This window comes from Paenibacillus baekrokdamisoli, from assembly GCF_003945345.1.
Taxonomy (GTDB): Bacteria; Bacillota; Bacilli; order Paenibacillales; family Paenibacillaceae; genus Paenibacillus_Z; species Paenibacillus_Z baekrokdamisoli.
This window is the reverse complement of the sequence record NZ_AP019308.1, coordinates 5,760,273-5,781,352: the sequence shown is the minus strand read 5'-3', so window position 1 is coordinate 5,781,352 and position 21,080 is coordinate 5,760,273. Positions and strand designations below refer to the sequence as shown.

Sequence of the window (21,080 nt, the reverse complement as noted above, 5' to 3'; positions counted from 1 at the left end):
TGCATAATTCCTCCATTTTACTGCAATTCGGCCAGCCTAACCGCCAGCCTTACTGCCAATTTTAATGCTAGCTTTTATCGCCAATCTCCCAAGATCGGTTGATACGCTTGCAAATAATCATTCACGAGCTGTTTAGCTAATGAATAGGAACAGACCAACGGATGCACCGTCAATGCTTCGATTGCCAGCTCTTTGGACTTATGGTTTATAGCCTCAACGGTTAATCTTTCGAACCGCTTCACGTTCCGCATCAATAGGTACATCGATTCCGGCACATCGCCGATTTGAATCGGTTTCGCGCCTTCCGCCGTTATGCTGCACGAAATTTCCACTACATCCTCGTCGTCGAAACCAGCAATACTTCCTTGGTTCGGCACGGAAAGCACAATGTTATGTTCGGCCCCCGTTTGCAGGGAATCAACGAAGTCGAGCATGACGCCTGCATAGCCGAGGGAATTCGGCAGTTGTAATTCTTCTGCTGGAGGCAGCGGCTTCGCCTTCCCATTTGTTTCAATTGCCATATAAGAGGCTTCCCGCTTCTGCGTATAATACATATAGGTCTGAAGCGCCCGCTCTGGTTGATTAGAGATATCGATCTGCTTCAGCGCTTCAAGCATCTCTGCGTTGTTCTGAGCGATCATTTGACCCCGGGTCATACCCGATTTGACGATATTCGCCATCGCTTGTTCCCTGTGATAGTAGTAATACAAATACTCATTGGGTAAATAAGGGAGTGCCTTCAGCAAATCCGGATCGAACATTTTGAATTCATCGACACGCGATATGAAGGCTGCGTCATTTTTTAATCGTCCCAACACATCGTCGCCTTTGTAGATCGCTTTGCTTATCCAGGACAAATGGTTCAATCCGAAGAACTCCACGTACAGCTCCTTCGGGTCGATGCCCATCGCCTCTGCCATGCGTAATTTCGTATGGCTAGGAGTGTCGCAAATTCCGATAACCCGGTCATATCCCGCACTGCGAAGCGCTTGGGTAACCAGGCCGGATGGATTGGAGAAGTTAAACATCCATGCGTCCGGCGCAACCTCTTTGGCTAATTTGCAATAATCCAGCAGCACGGGAATCGTACGAAGCGCCATAGAGAAGCCAGCTGGCCCCGTCGTTTCCTGACCGATGACGCCCAGGTTCAATGCAATTTGCTCGTCGGTGTACCTAGACTGTTCTTTGCCGGTCCGAATCGTTGTTACGATGTAAGCTGCATCTTTCAGTGCGGCTCTAGCATCGGTAGAAGACTCAAGCTCCAGATGGATGCCGCTTTGCGCGATAACAACTTGGCATAATTGGCTGATTATCTCTAGTTGTGCGGAATCGTCGTCGAGCAGCACTAGTTTGGTGATGCCGACTTGCTCCGCCTTCAACGTTAAGCTCTTCGTAAAAAGAACGGCACGTACGCCGCCCCCGCCAATTAACGTCAGCTTCATCCCGCAGCCTCCCAAATATCCGTTGTATGACCAACCTTCTCCGCAATAAAGTGCTCCAATGCTGCTCGGTCCGGTGTTCCCGTGCTTCCGCCGGATTGGCTAACGGACATCGCGCCGCATGCGTTGGCAAACAGCAAGCATTGCTCCGTTTGCTCACCAGTCAAGAAGCCGTAAATGTATCCAGCGTTGAAAGAATCCCCGGCACCGGTCGTATCGACGACGGGTATCTCAAATCCAGATCGGTACATCAGCTGGCCGTCAACCGCCGCGACGGCTCCTTCGGAGCCCAGCTTGACCACAATATGGCGGCAGTGTCGAGACAATTCCGCTATGCTTTCCTCTGCCGAAGAACAGCCTGTATAATGCTGTGCCTCGACCTCATTCATGAAGAACACATCCACTTGCTTCATCAGCTCAAATATACCCTTATACCATTCCCCGGTATCATCCCATCCCACATCAAGGGAAGTCGTCAATCCCAGCGATTTCAGCCTATTTGTCATTTCCATATATTCCTTATGATTTTGGCTTCCGCGGTAACCCGTCAAATGAACATGACGCCCCAAAATAACACTATTCATGTCCAGCTGCTGCAGGTTCAATTCCGAGTTGGAACCCATGTAAGTGATAAAGGAGCGATCTTTCTCCGGATTGATGGCAATGGAGATCCCCGTGTTGTTCATCGTACTCTTGCGAATGAATCTGGTATCGATTCCAGATTCAATAAGTTTATCCCTTACAAACTGCCCAAAGCCATCCTCTCCAAGTATCCCGTTAAAGGCAATCTTCAACCCCAGTTTGGCAAGCGCCAAACTAAACAATGCCGCTCCACCTCCGACATGCAGGGTCATATTCTGAACGAGTACCTCTTGACCTGGTGCAGGTAGGTCGTTGCATCCCGCAACGACCAAATCAATATTGATATCTCCTATTACGATGGTATCGTATGGTTTCATAACTAATCACGTCCTTGTCCCTTGCGGTTTCCCTGTTTGAACTCTTAAGTTTATTCATTCAAATTCCGGCAGCTTTCACGAACGACCAATCGGTGCTCTAACACCACATCTTCCGCCGGAATTTTGTCTCCTTCAATTTGCTTGAGCAGCACATCCATCGTCACTTTCCCCATAAGATGAATCGGCTGCTCCATGGAAGTAAGTGTTGGACGAACCAATTCAGTCAACTGGCTCCCATCGAATCCCATGATAGAGATATCCTCGGGCACGCGCAGATTATGATCCCGAATGCAATTCATGGCACCGACCGCCATGTCATCACTAACGGCAAATACCGCGGTAGGTGGCGCTTCGGTGCTGAGCATTTCTTTCATTTGCTCATAACCGCTTCGAACCTTGTAATCACCAAACCGGATATGCTCGTATATGAGCTTTTTGCCGCTGTCCGCCATTGCATTCCGATATCCGCTGTAGCGGTTCTGACCCGACGTAATATCCCGCATGTCGCCACCAAGGAATCCAATCGATTCGTGGCCCAGTTCAATCAAATACTTAGTCGCATCATAAGCGGCTGCATAGTCATCGACAATGACCGATATGAATTTTTGATCCATTGGTTTTACACTGGAGAAAATGACAGGAATATTGATTTTATGAATGAAGTTCCGGATTTGTTCATTGATCTTTTCATGCATGATGATAATGCCCTCAACCCGCATTTCTTGAAACACATTCAAATACTTGAGCTCTTTATCAATATTTTCACTGATATTACAGACAAGCAGATTATAGTCATTGGCACTTGCCACTTCCTCAATACTGCTTAGTATCGTCGAATAGAAGCTTGAGGTCAGATCAGGTACTATGACGCCGATGAGGTTCGTTTTTTTGCGAACCAAACTACGGGCGATTTGACTTGGAGCGTATCCCAATTCTTCGATGACCCGATTTACCTTTGCTTTGAGATCGTCTTTGACATACTTTTCTCCATTCAAAACCCTGGAAACGGTGGTCACAGAAACCCCAGCCCGTTTGGCCACATCTTTAATTTTAACCTGCATCTTGCCCACCCCATCTTATTACTGTTAAACAATCTATACTATCAATTCGACAAAAGTTTCATTATTCCTTGCATTTTTGCATTTATTTAACAAATAGAGGCTGTGAAAATGCGGAATAGCCACCTTCTAGATATACAGCGATTCGAACATATCCTTCGTCGCCTTTACACTCATACTTCGCTTGGTTGATTCGACCTGTTGCTTCATGAAGCACTTGCCCGTCCTTGCCGAAGAACGTGACGTATTTGTACATTTTATCTAGCAATTCGTTTGAACGCAGATCAGCTATGACTGTGTTCCCTTCTGTCCGGATTCCATCAAATCCGTAACCCGTTGAAACATAAAAATTTCCTTGATGAATCGCTTCAATAATGGCTTCATTCGTGTTCTCTTTAGCCTGCACCACATTCCATGCCCGCTTCTCTTGACCATAGACATGGGAATCATCGTTACCGAAGCCCCACACCTTACGTCCCGCGGACAGAAGAGCATCCCATTTGTCAAAAGCAATATCGTACTCTGGATTACCGTCTCCATTATAGACTTCAACCCCGAGATAACGTTCCATCTTAATCATATCTTCCAGTTCCCAAAAATTCGAGAAGAACCGGTTCGGATGAACCAGAACGGCAAAACCGCCGTTGTCTACTGTCATATCCACAAAGCGCTGATAATTCTCAATCGTAAATTCGTTACTGTAGTCCTCCATTATACTATGAGGAGGCTGAACGAGCAGCATATGCGTTTGCCGACTGCTGACTTCAATCGCTTCAAAAACAGTTGGAATCTCTCTTTTGCCTTCATGTTTCGTGATTTTATCATGATCTGAAATACCTAGAAAATCATAGCCGCCATACATTTTGTATACCGTTTCAAGCGGAAACCATCCATCGCTATTGTTGGTATGATTGTGAAAGCTCCCTCTAAGCCAAATACCTGTTTGATCATAAGGATTTATAATTTGCATCGCTCTTCCATCCTCCCCTAAGATGCTACTCTTTCATCGAACCAATCATAACGCCCTTTGCAAAATACCTTTGTACGAATGGATAAATGAGAATAATAGGTGTAACTACAATGACGATCGTCGCCATTTTCAGCGAGTTGCTCGTAATTTGAATTTTCAGAAGCAAATCGTATCTCGTACCTGCAGCCTGATTCAAGGTATCCCTCATCGCTTCCGCACTCATCAGCATTTCTTGAAGCAGTGTGGACAACGGACGCAGGCTTTCCTTACGAACGAAGAACGCGCCAGTGAACCAGTCATTCCAGTGACCTACAGCTGTGAACAAGGCGATAACCGCCATAACTGGTCTGCTGAGAGGCATTATAATTTTCATGAAGATCTGCATATCGTTATACCCATCAATTCGTGCTGATTCCTCTAAGCTTGCATGAATCTGTTGGAAAAAGGTTCGGAAAACAATCAAATTCCATGCACTGTATAAACTTGGAATGATATACACCCAGATGGTGTCCGTCAAATGAATGGATTTCAGAAGCATGTAGAATGGGATCGTGCCCCCGCCAAACAACATCGTGAAGAAAATCATCATCATGAAGAACCTTCCGCCAGGGAGCGTCTTGCTCTTAAGTGCATAAGCCGCCATTGCAGATAGTAAAACGCTCGCAATTGTGCCTACAACCGTGCGGAATATAGAAATCTTGAATGCGACACCAATGCTAGCCGCCTGAAAAGCATGTTTAAAGTTATCTAGCGACCATATCCTTGGCCAAAAGAAAATGCCACCTTTTTCAGCATCTTTGCCGGGATTAAATGCTAAGGCGATAATATTCAGAAAGGGAAGAATAATGGACAGACATAAAGCGATTATGATCAAATAATTAATCACTTTAAACACTTTTTCTCCAACACTCAACTTATGAAAATCCACGGATATCCCTCCTCCTAAGAGTCTTTTTACGAAACTCCTTGCTATGCAACCTCGCGAGTAAAAAGCTCACTTCGAAAGCAGACACCTAAGAGTCTTTTTACGAAACTCCTTGCTATGCAACCTCGCGAGTAAAAAGCTCACTTCGGAAGCAGACACTTAAGAAGGAAAGGCGGTCTACCCGCTTCTCGCGGGTAAAACCACCTAGCCTCTTGGCAATCCTTATAGATCTACTTTCGTTTTTGGATCAGCATTTTTCTCTTTAAGAAGCTTCAGGTAATCATCCAATCCAGCTGCTTTCATTTGTTTCAAAGCGTTATCCAGCGTTTTTTGAGCCTCTTCTGTGGTCTTGCTGTAGTAAGCTTTGACCAAACTATCTTTATAGTTATCAAAAGCAGCTTTCAATTCCGTGCCTTTTGCGAACTCACCCAAGAATGCTTTTGGCGAGTAGACATCTCTAATCACTGCTTCAGCCCGCCTTTTGTTCCAGTTCACATACTCAGCGATGATTTCTGCGCCTTTACTCTTGCCTGCATTTGCTTTATCTGCCCAGAATTTTTCACCGAAATCAACCAGATCATCATTGTCCGTGCTGCCGAGAATGCCACCCCATTCATTGCCTACTCCGGCAAATCCAAGTTTTTTTGCTTCATTAGGATCTTTCGCTTTCAAATCAATTACTTCTTGTTTGACGACCGGTTTGCCATCTGCATCCAGAGTGTAATCGCGGCCTTCAATACCGTATTTCCAAAGGAGCTTGCCTTCCTTGCTTGCAAGGAAATCAGCAAACTTCATAATATCTTCTGGTTTCTCTGTCGTAGTCGGAATAGCCCAGCCGCTATAACCAGATTTGAAAGAAAGCTTCATTTGTGTTGAGCCATCTACATCTTTAATTGGACCAATTGGAAGGTAATGTACATCTTGGTTAAAGTCCTGCATGCTGTGCATATTTCCGACGATTGCCCATGAACCGTTTACAGCGCCTTCTGTAGCACGGCTCTCATCAATGGTGAAGAATTCAGGCTGCATTAATTTTTCACTCAACAGCTTTTTAACGAAATCTACTTTTTTCATAGCGTACGGTGTTTCTGCTTCATGAAGGATATTGCCATCTTTGTCTTGCTTGATCCATTGTTCTGTATTTCCCCACTCCAAATCTTGGAAAAGTGCACCAACCTCCGAACCACCCCAGTAAGCGGGACCGATCGGTGTTACGACTTTGCCGTTACTGTCTTTGAAGTTACCAGCTTTGATTTTCTTAGCCAGCTCATATATTTGTTCTGTCGATGTGATCGTACGTGGATCAACATTCAAAGCTTCAGCGATATCTTTACGGATGAATGGTCCGCCGACCATATTAGTCGTTTGGCCTCCTTCGCGGTTAATGTTCATGTGTTCAAAGTATGTTGCCCCTTTGAATTCTGGACGGAACATAACGCCAAACTCAGTGTCAAGTGGTAAGAATCCTTTTTCCAGGTACTTGCTGTATACTTTAGTATCTTTCATAAGTGGAGCCAGGTCCGTGAACATGCCTTCACGAGCCGCTTTCAGGATGACCGGCATTTCCGGACGACCACTGTCATTTAAGTAGAAGGCAATAAAGTCAGGCAAGTCGCCCGATGCAAGTCCAGCTATCAATCCATCGATGGAATGATCGGCTTTCATGATTTGAATTTCATAATCAATACCCGTCAGTTCTTTAACCTTTGCTTTAACCTCTGGATTCATATCTTCGGTATAATCGTCGGAACCCATAAACACAAGCCCTTTAATCTTGCGGTCAGCAATCCAAGTTGCCGGCTTGCCTTCAGGAGCAACATTTCCCTTACCGTCTGTTACTGGCTCTTTAGGAGTGTTATTGCCATTGTTACTTGTGCAGCCAGAAATCATTAAAACCACGAGAAGCGAAATTGCAAACAACTTAACCCATTTCCTGTTCATGTGCTTTCCCCTTTTCAACGATTTTTTTTATGAAAAACGCCAATTGGCGTCTTACAACGAAGAGATAGTCATGCCGTTTGTCCTCCATGGTATCGTTACCAGAGAGAAGTCTCAGAAACGCGGCGTGAAATGCGATTCGCTATAACAACCAATACCAATCCGATCAACCCTTGCATCATACCAACAGCGGTAGCATATCCGTATTGTCCGCTTTGCAAGCCTATGCGAATAACATAGGTGTCCAGAATATCGGCAAGGTCCATGTTGCCCGGCGTCCGCAGCAGGTAGATCTGATCGAATCCGGCCGATAAAATGTTTCCTAACCCTAAGATGAAAAGAATGACGATCGTCGGCATAATGGATGGGATCGTAATGCTCCAAATCTCTCGCAACTTACCCGCCCCATCGATCTTGGCTGCTTCGTACATATCTGGATTAATGCCTGATATTGCTGCTAAATAAATGATGGAATCCCAGCCAATTGACTTCCATAAATGGCTTCCGAACATGATCGAATAAAAGTATTTGGAATCCATCATGAAAAAGGTACTGCCATCTCCACCCATATTGGAAATGAATTGATTCAGCAACCCGTCGTCCGGAGCGAGAATCCGCTGAACCAGACCGACGACGATAACCCAAGAAAGGAAATGCGGTAAATACAGAATACTCTGTGAAATGTTCCTAAACCATTTATTGCGAATTTCATTAAACATGAGTGCCATAATAATCGGGAACGGTAAGTAAAGGAACATCTTCATACCGCTAATAATGAGTGTGTTCTTGATCAATTCCGTACTTTGATAGGAATTGAAGAAGGTTTGGAAGTATTGGAAACCAACCCAAGGACTCCCGAGTATTCCTTTGTTGAATTTGTACTCCTTGAAGGCGAGTAACAATCCGCCCATCGGAATGTAAGAAAAAATGATGAAGGATACAATACAAGGCAGCAGCATGATGTACAAATAACGATGGATCAGGATACGTTTCCATAACGTGCTTTTTACTTTTGTCGACTTCAGCGATGTTGAGGTGGTTACTTTCATAAGTCTGGGATCACCTTCTTCTTTCGAATTGTGGCAAAAACCTCGGTTTGTAAGCGTTTTCTGGTAACGTTACCAGAGTCAGTTAAAAAAATAAGTCTTCTTACTTAAATTTACACGAAAACGCTTACTGTTCTAATTACAATTTGAGTATAGCAACTTTCTTTTCCCGTTGCTACACTTTTTTTTAATCCTAACAAACACTTAATATTTCAATAAGAATTTCCGGTTTTCGCGTGGTAATAGCATCTACCTCTATCTCTAATAACCGTTCCATGTCCTGCCGGCCATTCACGGTATAGACCCATACCTTCAACCCAAGAGCGTGAGCCTGTTCCACCATCTCCTTGCGGCAGGTTGGGGCATTCATGTTCAATCCTGTATAACCTTGCTCCCGTGCTTCACGGCATACGGACTCCGCAAACTCTTTATATCGCAGTTCTTGCTGTGGCGATAGCTCATCAGGCGTATTCATCATTACCTGAATGTCCGGGTATCGCTCTGTAATAGCATCCGAGCACCCTGTAATGAAAACGCGTTTCTGCGCATTGAATTTACGAATTAACCGAACTGTCGGATCGATGCTGTCCGCTGATTTCAAATCCAAATTCAGATTCGTTCCGAGTGTTTCCGATGCTCGGAAAACCTGTTCTAATGTCGCAATTTCATACGTTTGATACGACATGTCAATCAAATGCCGAATGTCCGGCAGATTCAATTGTTCGTAGGTATGCGTGCGAAGATACGGCGAATCATCATGCAGCAGAATAGGCGTGCCCTCTTGGGACACACGTACGTCTACTTCAACAATATCTGCACCGATCTGGATGCCTTCGAGGAATGAAGCCATCGTATTGTCAGGGTGAATGCCGCAGCCCGTATGGGCTGCGACCATCGCTTTTCGCATAATAAGGATCGCCTCTCTCTTTACGATTTCAAGCGCGTATCTCAAGTATGAAAGTTTTGATTTCATAAGGCAATAGGGTGAATTCGACGGCAGCACTAACTTGAAGCTCCCCAATCGGACGCTCCATCAGATCACATTCCTGCCAGGAAACAATCGTAAGGTCGCTTATTAACGTGACCAAATCTCGACTTCCGGCGTAATCGTGAAGTCGTACAACCAGTCTATCGTTATCTTCCGCCTTCTTCACAGCGTCAATCATGACGCCGCCCGAAGAAACCCGAAGCAGCGATGATTCCACTGCCGGAGATATCCCATTGGAGGAAGTAAGCGGGTTATTGAGCGCCCACGCCTCCTGCACAGTGCCGCCTTCATACCAATCACCTTGATGCGGGAGCAGGGCGTAGGTAAAGGAATGGAAGCCTTTATCCGCATCGGGATCCGGTTCGATTGCCGACTTGATCAAGGACATCCTCATCGTGTGGCCTTTGATGTCATACCCATATTTGCAGTCATTCAACAAGCTGACGCCGTAACCGCGCTCCGACAAGTCTGCCCACTGATGGCCGACTGTCTCGAAGCGAGCCCAATCCCAGCTCGTGTTCCAGTGCGTCGGGCGTTTCACGTTGCCAAATTGAATATCGTAGGTTGCCTCTGTGGAGCGTACAGCGACTGGAAACGCGACTTTCAGCAGCTGTTGGCGCTCCTGCCAATCGACTTCGGTCTGGAAGTCAATTCGCCGTGAATCGGCATATACCTTCATTACCTGCGAAATTGTAGAGCTCATATAGTTCCAAACGAAGCGCACAGATGCCGAGAGTGAACCGGAATGGATGAATTCCGCGGATTGTAGATCGGTCACTTCGCGCATTTTTTGTTGGTAGTAAATATCGATATCCCAAGCGTCGAACATGAGCGGCTTATCCTCGAACACCTGCAGCACATTACCCTTTTCCCCGTTCGCCAGTACTTGTTTCTGCGCAGCTTCATCCCATATTTCGATCAATTGACCGGTTTCGTTCCACGCGATCCTGTAGTACGGGGTGCGAATGCTTGATGGACCGAATGCAAACGTCGAGTCTGAGGACTTCTCCGTATTCTCTGTAACGCCTGGGTTAAACCCGATCGTCGTATGACCCATCGAAGGCACTTCCATCTGAATCGTCCATTGGTCACCCGATCTCTGAGCCGGCAGAACTTCTCCTCCCGCATTCGTCCAAGTCCCATCGCTTGTTCCTGCGGTTGACTCGATTGTAAGCAGATCCAGGCGCGCCCAAGGCGCGGAATTCCATACCGTTATTTGGTCTGCCTTCGGTTCGACAACGCTATCTGCCGCATGCGCCCAAGCTGTGCGAACCGTCTGTTCCGCTTCGTTATACTCCAAGGTGCTGTCCTCGTATACCTCTTTAATTGAGGAGCCCGGGATGATGTCATGGAATTGGTTGCGCAAAATGATTTTCCATCCGCTGTTCAGCTCATCCTGAAGATAGGAGGACCAATTCCCGCTTAACAAGCTCGCATAGGCACCAAACCATTCGGTTTCCCGATAGGCAAGCTCCAATTTGCGATTCATCCGTTTGTTGTAGGCTTGACTCGTGTACGTGCCGCGGTGGAACTCGAGATAGAGTTCTCCATCCCAGGTATGAACATATTGATCCGTACTCGCGACACGGTCTTGCAGCCGCTTGAAGTAGGCTTCCGCTGTGCCGGTTTGGACATGGGGCAAACCTGGCATTTCGTCCAGCCGACGGCGCATTTCCAGCATTTCGCGGTTCACGCCGCCGCCGCCATCGCCATATCCATAAGAAAGCAGCAGCTCTTCGTTGATGTTCTTATCCCGGTAGTTATCCCATATACCTTTGACCATCTGGGCTTCGACGACCCCATTATACGTATAGTAAGGGCTATCATGTTCGTCCGGTGTCGTTATGAAATGTGTAAGCACTTCGGAGCCGTCAATCCCGCGCCATTGGAATGTATCATGCGGCATCCGATTGAACTGGCTCCAGCTGATTTTCGTAGTCATAAAGGTGCTGATGCCCGATTTCTTCAAAATTTGCGGAAGCGCCCAACTGTAACCGAACACATCCGGCAGCCATAAATATTGGCATTCCACGCCAAACTCGTTTCGTAAGAATCGGGTTCCGAACAGCAGCTGGCGCACGAGTGATTCACCCGAAGTCAAATTGCAGTCGGCTTCCAGCCACATCCCGCCACCGGCTTCCCATCGTCCTTCCCGGACACGTTCGCGGATTTTCTCGTAAATTTCGGGATAGTCTGTTTTGATATATTCATACAGCTGTGGCTGCGTTTGTAGAAAAACATAATCCGGAAACATCTCCATAAGACGCAGAACGGTAGAGAACGAGCGAGCACATTTTTCCCGGGTATGCTTCAGCCGCCACAACCAGGCAACATCGATGTGCGTATGCCCAACACATGTAACCGTAACTCTGGAATGCTTCTCAATGTCGGCTAGATCAGCCCGGAGGGAGTCGCACGCCGCGTATACGGAGGAGTAGAATGCCTCGGATCGCGGATAAGACCAGTCGATATGAAGCAAGGAACGATCAAGCGCATTCATCAGTCGAACCCGGTCCGAATGATTGGGATCTAATGCTTTGACAGTATCGGACGCTGCCCAAGCTGTATAATAATAATCGTCGACCTGCACATCGAGCCAACAGAGTTCCGCCAGCAGAATCGTATGCTTACGCGGTTTAGGCGGACCTCCGCCTTCGAGTCCGGACCATAAGCGTATATCCATCTGAATGTCATTGCCGACTGCTTCCTCTGGAAGGAACACTTCTTTATGATTAGAGTCAACACCTTGATAAGGGGCTCCGTTCAGAAAGAATAGAGACTCAAACCCAGCGTTATTGCCGCCTTCCGTCTCGCCAAAGTCGAACCGACCCAGCACTTTGCGGCCCGTCCATTCCTGCGGAATGTTCAACTCGTGGGACAACCAAGCATATCGGTCGCGCCCGACCCAAGTATCACCGAGCTTGATCGTAGACCATTCTCCGCCCTGAGGCGGTTTGGCCGCTATTTCCCCAGCTTCATCCTCCATCCATCGGAAGGATGCGATAGGCTTAGCGTCCCTGTACCGTGTCGCCTCCAATTGCAACAGCCGCTGTTTTATTTTCGATTCTGTCAGAAGCATTCGTTACCTCACCCTCTTTTACACCGATAAGCCGGCTGTTTCCAATCCGATGATGCCTTCAATATCGACCAATGCCGCAATCGCTTCCTCATATTTTCGAAGTTTCTTGAATTTCAATTGAACGTGAATGATAACGACGCAATTACTTTGTAAATCAGTCCTATCTTCGCTATCAACGGTAAGTTTATCAATCTGCAATCCACTTCGGTTCAAGTGTGTCAGAATATGCCCCAAGCCTGATGATGTTTTTTCCATTCTGATCCGTACTTCGCATACTTGTTTCGTTCGGGCAAACAGCTTCGTCAATTTGTTAAGTGCAAATAAGCTAATTACTACTAATGAAGTCGTTACATTACGTCGCCCAGCATACGAGGATAGGAATCCCATGGCAATCCACCCTTTAGCCCATGATTGCCGGCTCCATCTTCATGATATTGGCGTAGCTTAAGGCCAAACTGTCCATTGGATTACCAGGACAATAATCCTGCTCGACAGCATACCATTCCACGCCATTCCGCTCACCCCACTGGATGATCGGCACAAAATCAATAATCCCGGTCCCTATCTCTGCAAAATACCGGTTTCCGTCCGCCGTCATATCTTTCAAGTGAAGAATCGGCATGCGGGAAGCATACTTTTGAATGTAGGTGAGAGGGTCCAAGTCCGCTTTTTTAACCCAATAGGTGTCAATTTCCGCATAAACCGGATTCTCCGGATCCAACTCAAGTACGTAATCCAAGGCGTACTGCCCGTTGATAGACGTATGAAATTCGAAATCATGATTATGATAGCCAGCTCGAAATCCCAGTTCCTTTACTTGGCTTGCGACTTGGCGCAAATCTTTTCTCACACTTTCATAGCCCGCAGGATTCATAAGCTCATCCGGTAAGGAATGGCAGATGAAATCCTTCGTGTTGAACAAACGAGCTTCTTCCAATACAGCAGCCAGATCATGCTTCATCCGCTCCAAGCCGACATGCATACCAGCGGTTTTAAGGCCGATTTCGTTCATGACGGATGCGAGCTCCCTCGGGTCATAACCATACAAACCGTCGATTTGTACCGCGCTCCAGCCCATTTTTTTCAACTCGCGAAGGGTGCCTGGAAAATCCTTTTTCACTTCATTTCTGAGCGTATACAGCTGCGCCGCCAGTTTATGTCTCATTACACTCGCTCCCCTCTTTCTAGGTTCAACCATTCCAGCTCCTGACTCGTCAGCAGAATATCTAGTGCGTGCAGGGAATCATTCAGCTCGGCCCCATTGCGAGGTCCGATAATCGCGCCGGTTGGAAATGAACGCTGCAGCACGAAAGCCAAAGCGATTTGAATAGCGGTCACACCCTTTTCCCCCGCCAAAATCTTCGCTCTTTCATATCGCAACCAATTGTCATCGGTATAATAAACTCTGACCATTTCTTCATTCGAACGGTCCTCCGGAGAAAATAAACCGGAGAAAAAGCCACCCGCCTGCGAAGACCAAGCTAGCAGTGGAATCTGATTCCGCTCATGCCATGCACATGCCTCCACATCGGCTGAGACGCATCCCGCCCATCTCGGCTCGCTTGCAACTGCCAAGGCAAGATTAGTGCTGCTGAAAGAGAAACCCGATAGACCATGCGAATTCGCATAATCATTGGCTTCTTGAATACGCTGATGCGTCCAGTTGGAGGCTCCAATAGCCCGAACCCGTCCGTCTGCAAGATGTCGGTTCAGTTCCTCCATAATCGAGCCTACATGAATACTTGGATCATCCCGGTGCAGCGCGTAAAGATCGATATAACCCGTTTCCAATCGATCCAAGCTTTCGAAAAGGTCTTTACGGATCGATTCCGGATTCACCCTCGGGCCGGGGCTTCCATCATCATGATGAGCCCCCTTGGTCATGATGACTAACCGATCCCGATTTCCCTTTTCCTTCATCCACGCTCCGATAATCTTCTCGGCTTGTTTATATTGATGTGCTGTATCAAGCGTCGTTCCGCCAGCATTGACGTAGAGGTCTAACATTTCCGTTCCGTTTTGTTTTCTTAAATCCCCAGTTCCCATAATGAGACTTGACAGCTGTATGCCATTCACGTCAACGAACTTCATTAGTCTTTGCCTCCTAAGTAGCGTTATTTCTGGTATCGATACCAGAAAACTGCTTTGTATGCTTATCATAATGTTGAGAAGAGCCTCTCTATAAGAGAGGCCGACCCGTCGATTGCCGGACAACAAGTTCCGGTTTCAGCACCATTCTCTTCGTTCCATTCGGTGGACTCTCCTGCTGTTTATCCAGAATGAGATCAACAACGAGTTTCCCCATCTGCTCCATAGGCTGGGCAATGGTGGTCAAGGAGGGATCCGTAACTGAGGCCAGTATGGTGTTATCAAACCCGACGATGGAGAGCTCTGTCGGTACTTGAACCTCCATCTCCTTCGCCGCTTGCAGCGCGCCGATCGCAAGCAGATCCGTGCAGCAGAACAGTGCCGTCGGACGCTCTGCATAGCGCAATAGCTCAGACGCAAGTCGCTTCCCGTCTTTCACTAAATCTCGGCCGCTAGTCTTCACCATATACTCCGGCAGATCTAGACCTGCTTCCGTTAGCTCATCCTGGAACCCGCGAATCCGCTCCCGGGAGCTAGAAACCTTGGTATGCTCAGAGAGGACCGCCATCCGAGTATGCCCGAGATCCAGCAGATGGCGTGCTGCCAGGCGGCCGCCGGCATAATCGTCGACGACGACCGTCAGAACGGCATCTCCCGGTAATTCCCGAGCGATCATGGCCACCGGAACCGACTTGGCAATAAGGGTATCCAGCATTTCCTTATTGTCTATCCCTGTGCCAATGATGATCCCGTCCACGCTTTTTTGCTGCAAAAGGGACAAGTATCGCTCGACTCGCTCATCTTTATTGTCGGTGCTGCAGATGACCAGGCTGTAGCCGTGAAAATCCACTTGATCCTCCACCGCTCGTGCGATTTCAGCAAAAAATGGATTGGAAATATCCGGTATAAGCAGCCCCAGCGTATAGGTTTTTTTCCCAGTTAACGCAGCAGCAATAACACTCGGCTTATAATTTAGCTGCTCCATGACGCGGACAATTTCGGCACGTCGCTCTTCGCTGATTTTCCCTTTTCCGTTGATTACTTGGGATACTGCTGCGATCGAAACGCCGGCCGCGCGGGCCACGTCATATATAGTCGATTTCATTCTTGTTTCCCTCTATCTCTTCATTCCCAACTGGAATGTGTTTTCTTTCATTATGAAGAGTAAGGAACAAAGTTGCAATCGCTACCCCGCTACTTGCTTGGCTTTGTCATGATCCATTCATGGTCCGGGTCATTGTGAAACTTCCAGGTACGGACCGGACCGGCCATGACGTTCAGGTAGTAACAATCGTAACCAGGCGGTGCCGAAACGGGATGATATCCCTTGTGCACAAGCACCGCTTGCCCATCCTTCACGACTAATGTCTCGTCTATAGAGCAGTCATCACTATACACCCTTTGTATCGCAAATCCATTCTCCGGCTGAATCCGGAAATAGTAGGTTTCCTCAAGCAGCGACTCATTAGGAAGATCGTCCTGATCATGCTTATGCGGCGGATAGCTCGACCAATGTCCGTTAGGTGTGAATACCTCCACGACTAGCAGGCTGTCCGCTGGTTCCTGCTCGGGTAATATGTTATGAATCTGACGTTCTATATTTCCGTAGCCGCGCTTCTCAACGCCAACCTGTTCCGGTGTAATCAGCCTCGCAAGGTGATTGCCTCGGCCAGGAGCAGAACAAATCGCGAGCTCCAGCTTCGTTAGCGCTTGGACCTCATAGCTATCATCATTGGGCACATAAACCGAAAAAGGCGGTATTCCTTCAAAAACATTCATCCGTTGCCCGATCTCCAGCCACTCTTGCTTTTCGGTTCTCACATTCGCTTTCCCACTGAGCAGAACGAGACACACCTCCAGCTCGCCGGTCTCTCGATGAAAGGTTTGCCCCTCGGCAAGCTGGATCACTTGAAAACCAACATGGCTCCACCCTGCCGATTCCGGCGTGATGCTCAGCAGACTTCCCTCGTCATCCGGTACAGCTGCAGGAGCCACGATCAGTTGTGATTGCGACATCGTTTGTCCTCTCCTTTCCGATCTACGTTAATAGCGAGTGCTGCTCCGCCAACTGCAAGGCTTCGCTGAGCTTCACAGGGCGCTTAAGTTGACTCGACAGCTTAGCGGTCAATGCAGCTCGTTCTGCCTGCAGTCCGTCCATTCCACTAACCGGAACCGGTTTATCGTTACGGATACAGTCAATGAAGATCTCTGTTTCTTCTTTATAGGCTTCGTTATACCGTTCAAGGAAAAAGTGCAGCGGCTTATCGCGATATACGCCTTCCGCTGTGCTGATTTCCGCCGTGTTAGGATAATCGTTAGTAACGGCAGCATTGCCTTTGGAGCCGAACACCTCTACCCGTTGGTCATAGCCGTACACCGCTTGGCGGCTGTTATCGATGACGCCAAGTGCACCATTCTCGAACTTTAACGTCACTATGGCTGTATCTAAGTCTTCATATTGCGAGAATACCGGGTCGATCAGTACGCTGCCATGCGCATATACCTCTTCGATTTCACTGCCTGACACGTAACGCGCCATGTCAAAATCATGAATCATCATGTCGATGAAAATACCTCCCGACACCTGGATATAATCCGGATGCGGCGGGTTCGGATCGCGTGAAGTGATTTTGATAATATGGGGTGCCCCGACTGTTCCGACTTTCACATGTTCATGCAGTCGTTTGAAGTTATGATCGAAGCGGCGGTTGAAGCCGACCTGCAGCTTGATGCCCGCTTGACTGGCGGCTTCGACGGCTTCCTCTGTTTGGCGGATATCCATGCTCACCGGCTTCTCGCAAAAAACATGCTTGCCTGCGAGCGCGGCCTGCTTGATCAACGGCACATGTGTGTCCGTGGAGGAGCAAATGAATACCGCGTCGATATCCGGGTTGGCCATGATGGCTTCGCTCTCTTTTGTGACAATAAGAATTCCGCGTTCCGCACACCAAGCCTCTAGTTCCGGCCCAGTGAACCGATCACATACGGCCACAATTTCCACTTGAGGAAGACGGCGTAAATTATCGACATGGATTTTTCCGATGCGGCCAGCTCCGATGATCCCAACTTTGATCTTATTCATGATTAATTACCTCCTTCTCCTTTACCTCCTGCTTTGCCTGAACTGCAAATCAGCGAAGCTCAATTGTATGAAGTATGATTACCAGCGCGAAGTAATCATTTTTTTACGGGTATAGAACTCTACGCCATCCGTTCCGTTCGCATGCAGATCGCCATAGAATGACTTTTTCCAGCCGGAGAAGGGGAAGAACGCCATTGGAGCAGGGACACCTAGGTTGACTCCCAGCATACCGGCATCGATGGTTTCACGGAATTGGCGGACATGGCTTCCGTTTTGGGTAAACAGGCAAGCGCCATTTGCAAATTCCGAACGGTTGGCAAGCTCAACTGCCTCTTCCAACGTATCGACACGCGCAATAGACAGTACAGGAGCGAATATCTCGTCTTCCCAAATTTTCATCCCGCACTGCACACTGTCAAAAATAGTCGGGCCGACGAAGTATCCCGTACCTTCTGCAGCAGCATCATTACGTCCATCGCGCAGAAGGAGAGCGCCTTCCTTCTCACCGATATCGATATATTTAAGGGTACGCTCCTTATGCGACCCCCGAATGACGGGCCCGAGGAAGATCCCATCTTCCATTCCGTTGCCGATCGTAATGCGGTTAGCCGCTTCCACAAGCTTACTTACGAGGATATCGCCAACTTCTCCGACGGCTACGACAACGGCGCATGCCATACAGCGTTCGCCTGCGGAGCCGAAAGCCGCGTTTATGATTTCTTTGACAGTCAAATCCAAATCTGCGTCCGGCATGACGATCGAATGGTTCTTGGCTCCAGCCAGCGCTTGAACCCGTTTGCCATGATTGGATGCCGTTTTGTAGACGTATTCGGCTACAGGCTGCGAGCCAACGAAGGAAACGGCGCTAATATCCTTATGCTCCAGAATGCCATTCACAACATCATGCGCACCATGAACGATATTGAACACGCCTTCTGGCAGGCCGGCTTCTTGGAACAGTTCGGCAAGACGGTTCGCTAGAAGCGGTGTGCGTTCTGAGGGTTTCATGACGAACGTGTTACCGCAGGCGATGGCGAGCGGGAACATCCAGCACGCAACCATCATAGGGAAATTAAAAGGCGTAATACCCGCCACCACACCTACCGGATACCGATACATACCAGATTCCAAGTTGGAAGCGATATCCGGAAGCTGCTTACCCATCATGAGCGTGGGAGCTCCGGCTGCAAATTCGACGCATTCGATGCCGCGCTGTACTTCGCCGTATGCTTCGCTGTAGCTTTTTCCATTTTCCAATGTGACCAGCCGAGCCAACTCTTCCCAATGATCTACGAGCAGCTGTTGATATTTAAATAAAACCCGTGAGCGGCGCGGAACCGGTGTACGGCTCCAAGCTTTGAATGCTTCTTTGGCTGTTTGAACGGCAAGGTCTACATCTTCCTTTGTAGACAACGGAACAAGCGCCAGGATCTCTTCGGTTGCGGGATTGTATACATTCTCGGTTGCGCTTGATGCAGAAGGAATCCATGCGCCTCCGATCCAATTTTTCAAAACTTGCGTCATTTCATTTACCCCTTTCGATTGCAGCATGAGATGAGACTTAAGAAGCCGTTATTTTGCCGCTGTTGCAGTCTTCGATATATTCATGAACTTGGTTTGTGGTCGGCATCGCGTCAGAACAGCTATGGCTCGAAATTACGATACAGGCGGATGCGCTGCCGAACTCCATGCTCTTCTCGAGCGTCCAGCCCTGCATGATCCCATACAGAAACCCAGCTGCGTAGGAGTCGCCAGCGCCAAATGTCTTGATTACCTTCGCTGGGAAACTCTTAGCCCGATGGCTCGCTCCGTCTCCCGTATAGGCGATGGAGCCATCCTTGCCGTGCTTAATAATGACGATTTTCGCTGCATAGTCGAACCACTTTGCAGCGGTAATGCTATCGTTATGCTCCGGATTATGATCGAACACTTCCATCATGTCGAACTCTTCGCGTGTACCGAGGATGATGTCGGACTTCTCCGCAGCAAGATTATAATAAACAGCTGTTTCTTCCTTGGACTCCCAGGTATAAGGGCGATAGTCCAGATCGAATGCGACGACGACTCCGTGCTTCTTGGCATAGTGTAGTGCCTGAAAGACCGCTTCTCGCGAAGGGCTCTTCGCCAAAGCCGTGCCGGAGATCAGAAGCATCTTCGAGCGCGCGATCAAGTCTTCGCTCACTTCGCCTGCCGTAAGCTTGAGATCGGCTGCATTGTCACGATACATGAGAATGCTGCAATCGGTAGGGCTCTTGATCTCCGTAAAGGCGAGACCCGTCACGGCGCCAGACAGGTCCGTCACGACATTCTCCGTTTCGATTCCGTTGCGGTTTAAGTAATCAGTAATAAAACGGCCCATCTGATCATTCGCGATCTTGCCGATAAAGGCGGTCTTCTGTCCAAGTCGAGACATACCGATAGCAATGTTAGCAGGAGAACCGCCAACATACTTGGTGAACGTCATCGTCTCTTCCATCGGTCGGTTGATTTCATTCGCGTTCAAATCAATGCAAAGTCGGCCGATAGCTACGAAATCAAGTACTTTTTGATTAGAAAAGGATAAATAAGTCATAGCAATCGCTACCTGCTTTCTGAGGAGATAAGGGAGTCGATGTAAAGAAGTGCAAGGCGGGCATATTCATAAGCCGGATGCTCCTTGGGGTCCTGCTCGCCCTCCAGAATCGCCCATCCTGTATAATTTCTGTTCATTAATTCAGTTATGATCGGTCCGAAATCGATGCATCCGTCACCTGGCACAGTGAATACGCCTTTGCGAATACAAGTCACGAAATCCACCTGCTCCATTCGCGCTTCTTCCAGCACCTGCTGCCTGATATCTTTCAAATGAATATAAGCAATTCGATCGTAATGCTTGCGAAGGACGGACAAGGGGTCTGCCCCTCCATAATAAGCATGACCGGTGTCGAACAGAAGATAAACAAGCTTCGGATCGGTCAGCTCCATCAGACGATCAATTTCCTCCGGCCGTTCCACCACAGTGCCTCCATGATGATGATAGGTCAATTTCAGACCGTACTCCTGAGCGATTGCACCAGCGGCATTGAGCCCCTCAGCCAAGTGCTTCCACTCTGCTTCGCTCAGCCGAAGTACCTCTTTCTCATTGGGCGAGCGCCGTGGGTCAAAGTGGAGTGAGCCCCCGGTTTCGCAAGTACTAATGACCGTGCTTCCCATTTCCTTCAGGAATTGCGCATGCTTGCGATAGGCTTTAAGTTCTTCCTCCCGGTAGGCCGGATCGGAGAACAACACGGACTTCCACTGCGACGTTAGCGTAATGCCGCGCTTGGACAACTCTTTCTTTAGAACGTCTGGATCTGTAGGGAATTTCCGACCCATTTCCGTACCTGTCAAACCAAGTGCTGTAATATCATCAACGATACGCTCGAATGAGGTATCATCACCGTGCTCCTTGACGTCTTCTCCGACCCAGTTGATCGGATGGATACCTAACCGAAAAGGCATGTTTCCCATATATGCGTTATCTCCTTCT

18 protein-coding genes are annotated in these 21,080 nt (G+C 48.1%); all 18 read right to left on the bottom strand.

Annotated features, from left to right (window positions below; genetic code table 11):
• Positions 1-74 precede the first annotated feature (74 nt).
• The 18 genes from EKN16_RS25395 to iolE all read right to left on the bottom strand — a co-directional run bounded on the left by EKN16_RS25395 (position 75) and on the right by iolE (position 21,061).
• Positions 75-1,442, bottom strand: coding sequence for a family 4 glycosyl hydrolase (locus tag EKN16_RS25395; RefSeq protein ID WP_125663521.1), 1,368 nt, complete (start codon positions 1,440-1,442; stop codon positions 75-77).
• Entirely contained in the window at positions 1,439-2,398 is a 960-nt protein-coding gene (locus EKN16_RS25390) for a carbohydrate kinase family protein (RefSeq protein ID WP_125663519.1), read from the bottom strand. The genes EKN16_RS25395 and EKN16_RS25390 overlap by 4 nt, the downstream gene beginning before the upstream one ends.
• A 50-nt stretch (positions 2,399-2,448) precedes the next feature.
• Positions 2,449-3,459 carry a LacI family DNA-binding transcriptional regulator gene (locus tag EKN16_RS25385; protein ID WP_125663517.1) on the bottom strand — a complete coding sequence of 337 codons (1,011 nt, stop codon included), beginning with the start codon at positions 3,457-3,459 and terminating at the stop codon, positions 2,449-2,451.
• A gap of 82 nt (positions 3,460-3,541) precedes the next feature.
• Positions 3,542-4,426: a CehA/McbA family metallohydrolase domain-containing protein gene (locus EKN16_RS25380; RefSeq protein ID WP_125663515.1), complete on the bottom strand. Its 885-nt coding sequence runs from the start codon at positions 4,424-4,426 to the stop codon at positions 3,542-3,544.
• A 25-nt stretch (positions 4,427-4,451) separates the two neighbouring features.
• Complete coding sequence (locus EKN16_RS25375) at positions 4,452-5,354, bottom strand: carbohydrate ABC transporter permease (protein WP_125663513.1); 903 nt, start codon at positions 5,352-5,354, stop codon at positions 4,452-4,454.
• A 219-nt stretch (positions 5,355-5,573) separates the two neighbouring features.
• Positions 5,574-7,292 carry an extracellular solute-binding protein gene (locus tag EKN16_RS25370; protein WP_125663511.1) on the bottom strand — a complete coding sequence of 573 codons (1,719 nt, stop codon included), beginning with the start codon at positions 7,290-7,292 and terminating at the stop codon, positions 5,574-5,576.
• Positions 7,293-7,387: 95 nt separating this feature from the next.
• Positions 7,388-8,338, bottom strand: coding sequence for an ABC transporter permease (locus EKN16_RS25365; RefSeq protein ID WP_125663509.1), 951 nt, complete (start codon positions 8,336-8,338; stop codon positions 7,388-7,390).
• A 190-nt stretch (positions 8,339-8,528) separates the two neighbouring features.
• The gene (locus EKN16_RS25360; RefSeq protein WP_164522995.1) at positions 8,529-9,242 is read right to left on the bottom strand and encodes a glycerophosphodiester phosphodiesterase; all 714 of its coding nucleotides are present in this window, start codon (positions 9,240-9,242) and stop codon (positions 8,529-8,531) included.
• Positions 9,243-9,270: 28 nt separating this feature from the next.
• A complete protein-coding gene (locus EKN16_RS25355; RefSeq protein ID WP_125663505.1) occupies positions 9,271-12,402 on the bottom strand; it encodes an alpha-mannosidase in 3,132 nt (1,043 codons plus the stop codon).
• An 18-nt stretch (positions 12,403-12,420) separates the two neighbouring features.
• Entirely contained in the window at positions 12,421-12,789 is a 369-nt protein-coding gene (locus EKN16_RS25350) for a hypothetical protein (protein WP_125663503.1), read from the bottom strand.
• Positions 12,790-12,802: 13 nt separating this feature from the next.
• Positions 12,803-13,567 carry a sugar phosphate isomerase/epimerase family protein gene (locus EKN16_RS25345; RefSeq protein ID WP_125663502.1) on the bottom strand — a complete coding sequence of 255 codons (765 nt, stop codon included), beginning with the start codon at positions 13,565-13,567 and terminating at the stop codon, positions 12,803-12,805.
• A complete protein-coding gene (locus tag EKN16_RS25340; RefSeq protein ID WP_125663500.1) occupies positions 13,567-14,493 on the bottom strand; it encodes an aldo/keto reductase in 927 nt (308 codons plus the stop codon). The genes EKN16_RS25345 and EKN16_RS25340 overlap by 1 nt, the downstream gene beginning before the upstream one ends.
• Before the next feature lie 88 nt (positions 14,494-14,581).
• Positions 14,582-15,595, bottom strand: coding sequence for a LacI family DNA-binding transcriptional regulator (locus EKN16_RS25335; RefSeq protein WP_125663498.1), 1,014 nt, complete (start codon positions 15,593-15,595; stop codon positions 14,582-14,584).
• Between the two features lie 89 nt (positions 15,596-15,684).
• The gene (iolB, locus tag EKN16_RS25330) at positions 15,685-16,506 is read right to left on the bottom strand and encodes a 5-deoxy-glucuronate isomerase (RefSeq protein WP_125663496.1); all 822 of its coding nucleotides are present in this window, start codon (positions 16,504-16,506) and stop codon (positions 15,685-15,687) included.
• Positions 16,507-16,528: 22 nt separating this feature from the next.
• The gene (gene iolG / locus EKN16_RS25325; protein WP_125663494.1) at positions 16,529-17,572 is read right to left on the bottom strand and encodes an inositol 2-dehydrogenase; all 1,044 of its coding nucleotides are present in this window, start codon (positions 17,570-17,572) and stop codon (positions 16,529-16,531) included.
• 78 nt (positions 17,573-17,650) lie between these two features.
• Positions 17,651-19,096, bottom strand: a complete 1,446-nt coding sequence (locus tag EKN16_RS25320; RefSeq protein ID WP_125663492.1) for a CoA-acylating methylmalonate-semialdehyde dehydrogenase — start codon at positions 19,094-19,096, stop codon at positions 17,651-17,653.
• A gap of 37 nt (positions 19,097-19,133) precedes the next feature.
• A complete protein-coding gene (iolC, locus tag EKN16_RS25315; RefSeq protein ID WP_125663490.1) occupies positions 19,134-20,144 on the bottom strand; it encodes a 5-dehydro-2-deoxygluconokinase in 1,011 nt (336 codons plus the stop codon).
• 8 nt (positions 20,145-20,152) lie between these two features.
• On the bottom strand, positions 20,153-21,061 hold the full coding sequence (gene iolE / locus EKN16_RS25310; protein WP_125663488.1) for a myo-inosose-2 dehydratase: 909 nt from the start codon (positions 21,059-21,061) through the stop codon (positions 20,153-20,155).
• Positions 21,062-21,080 lie beyond the last annotated feature (19 nt).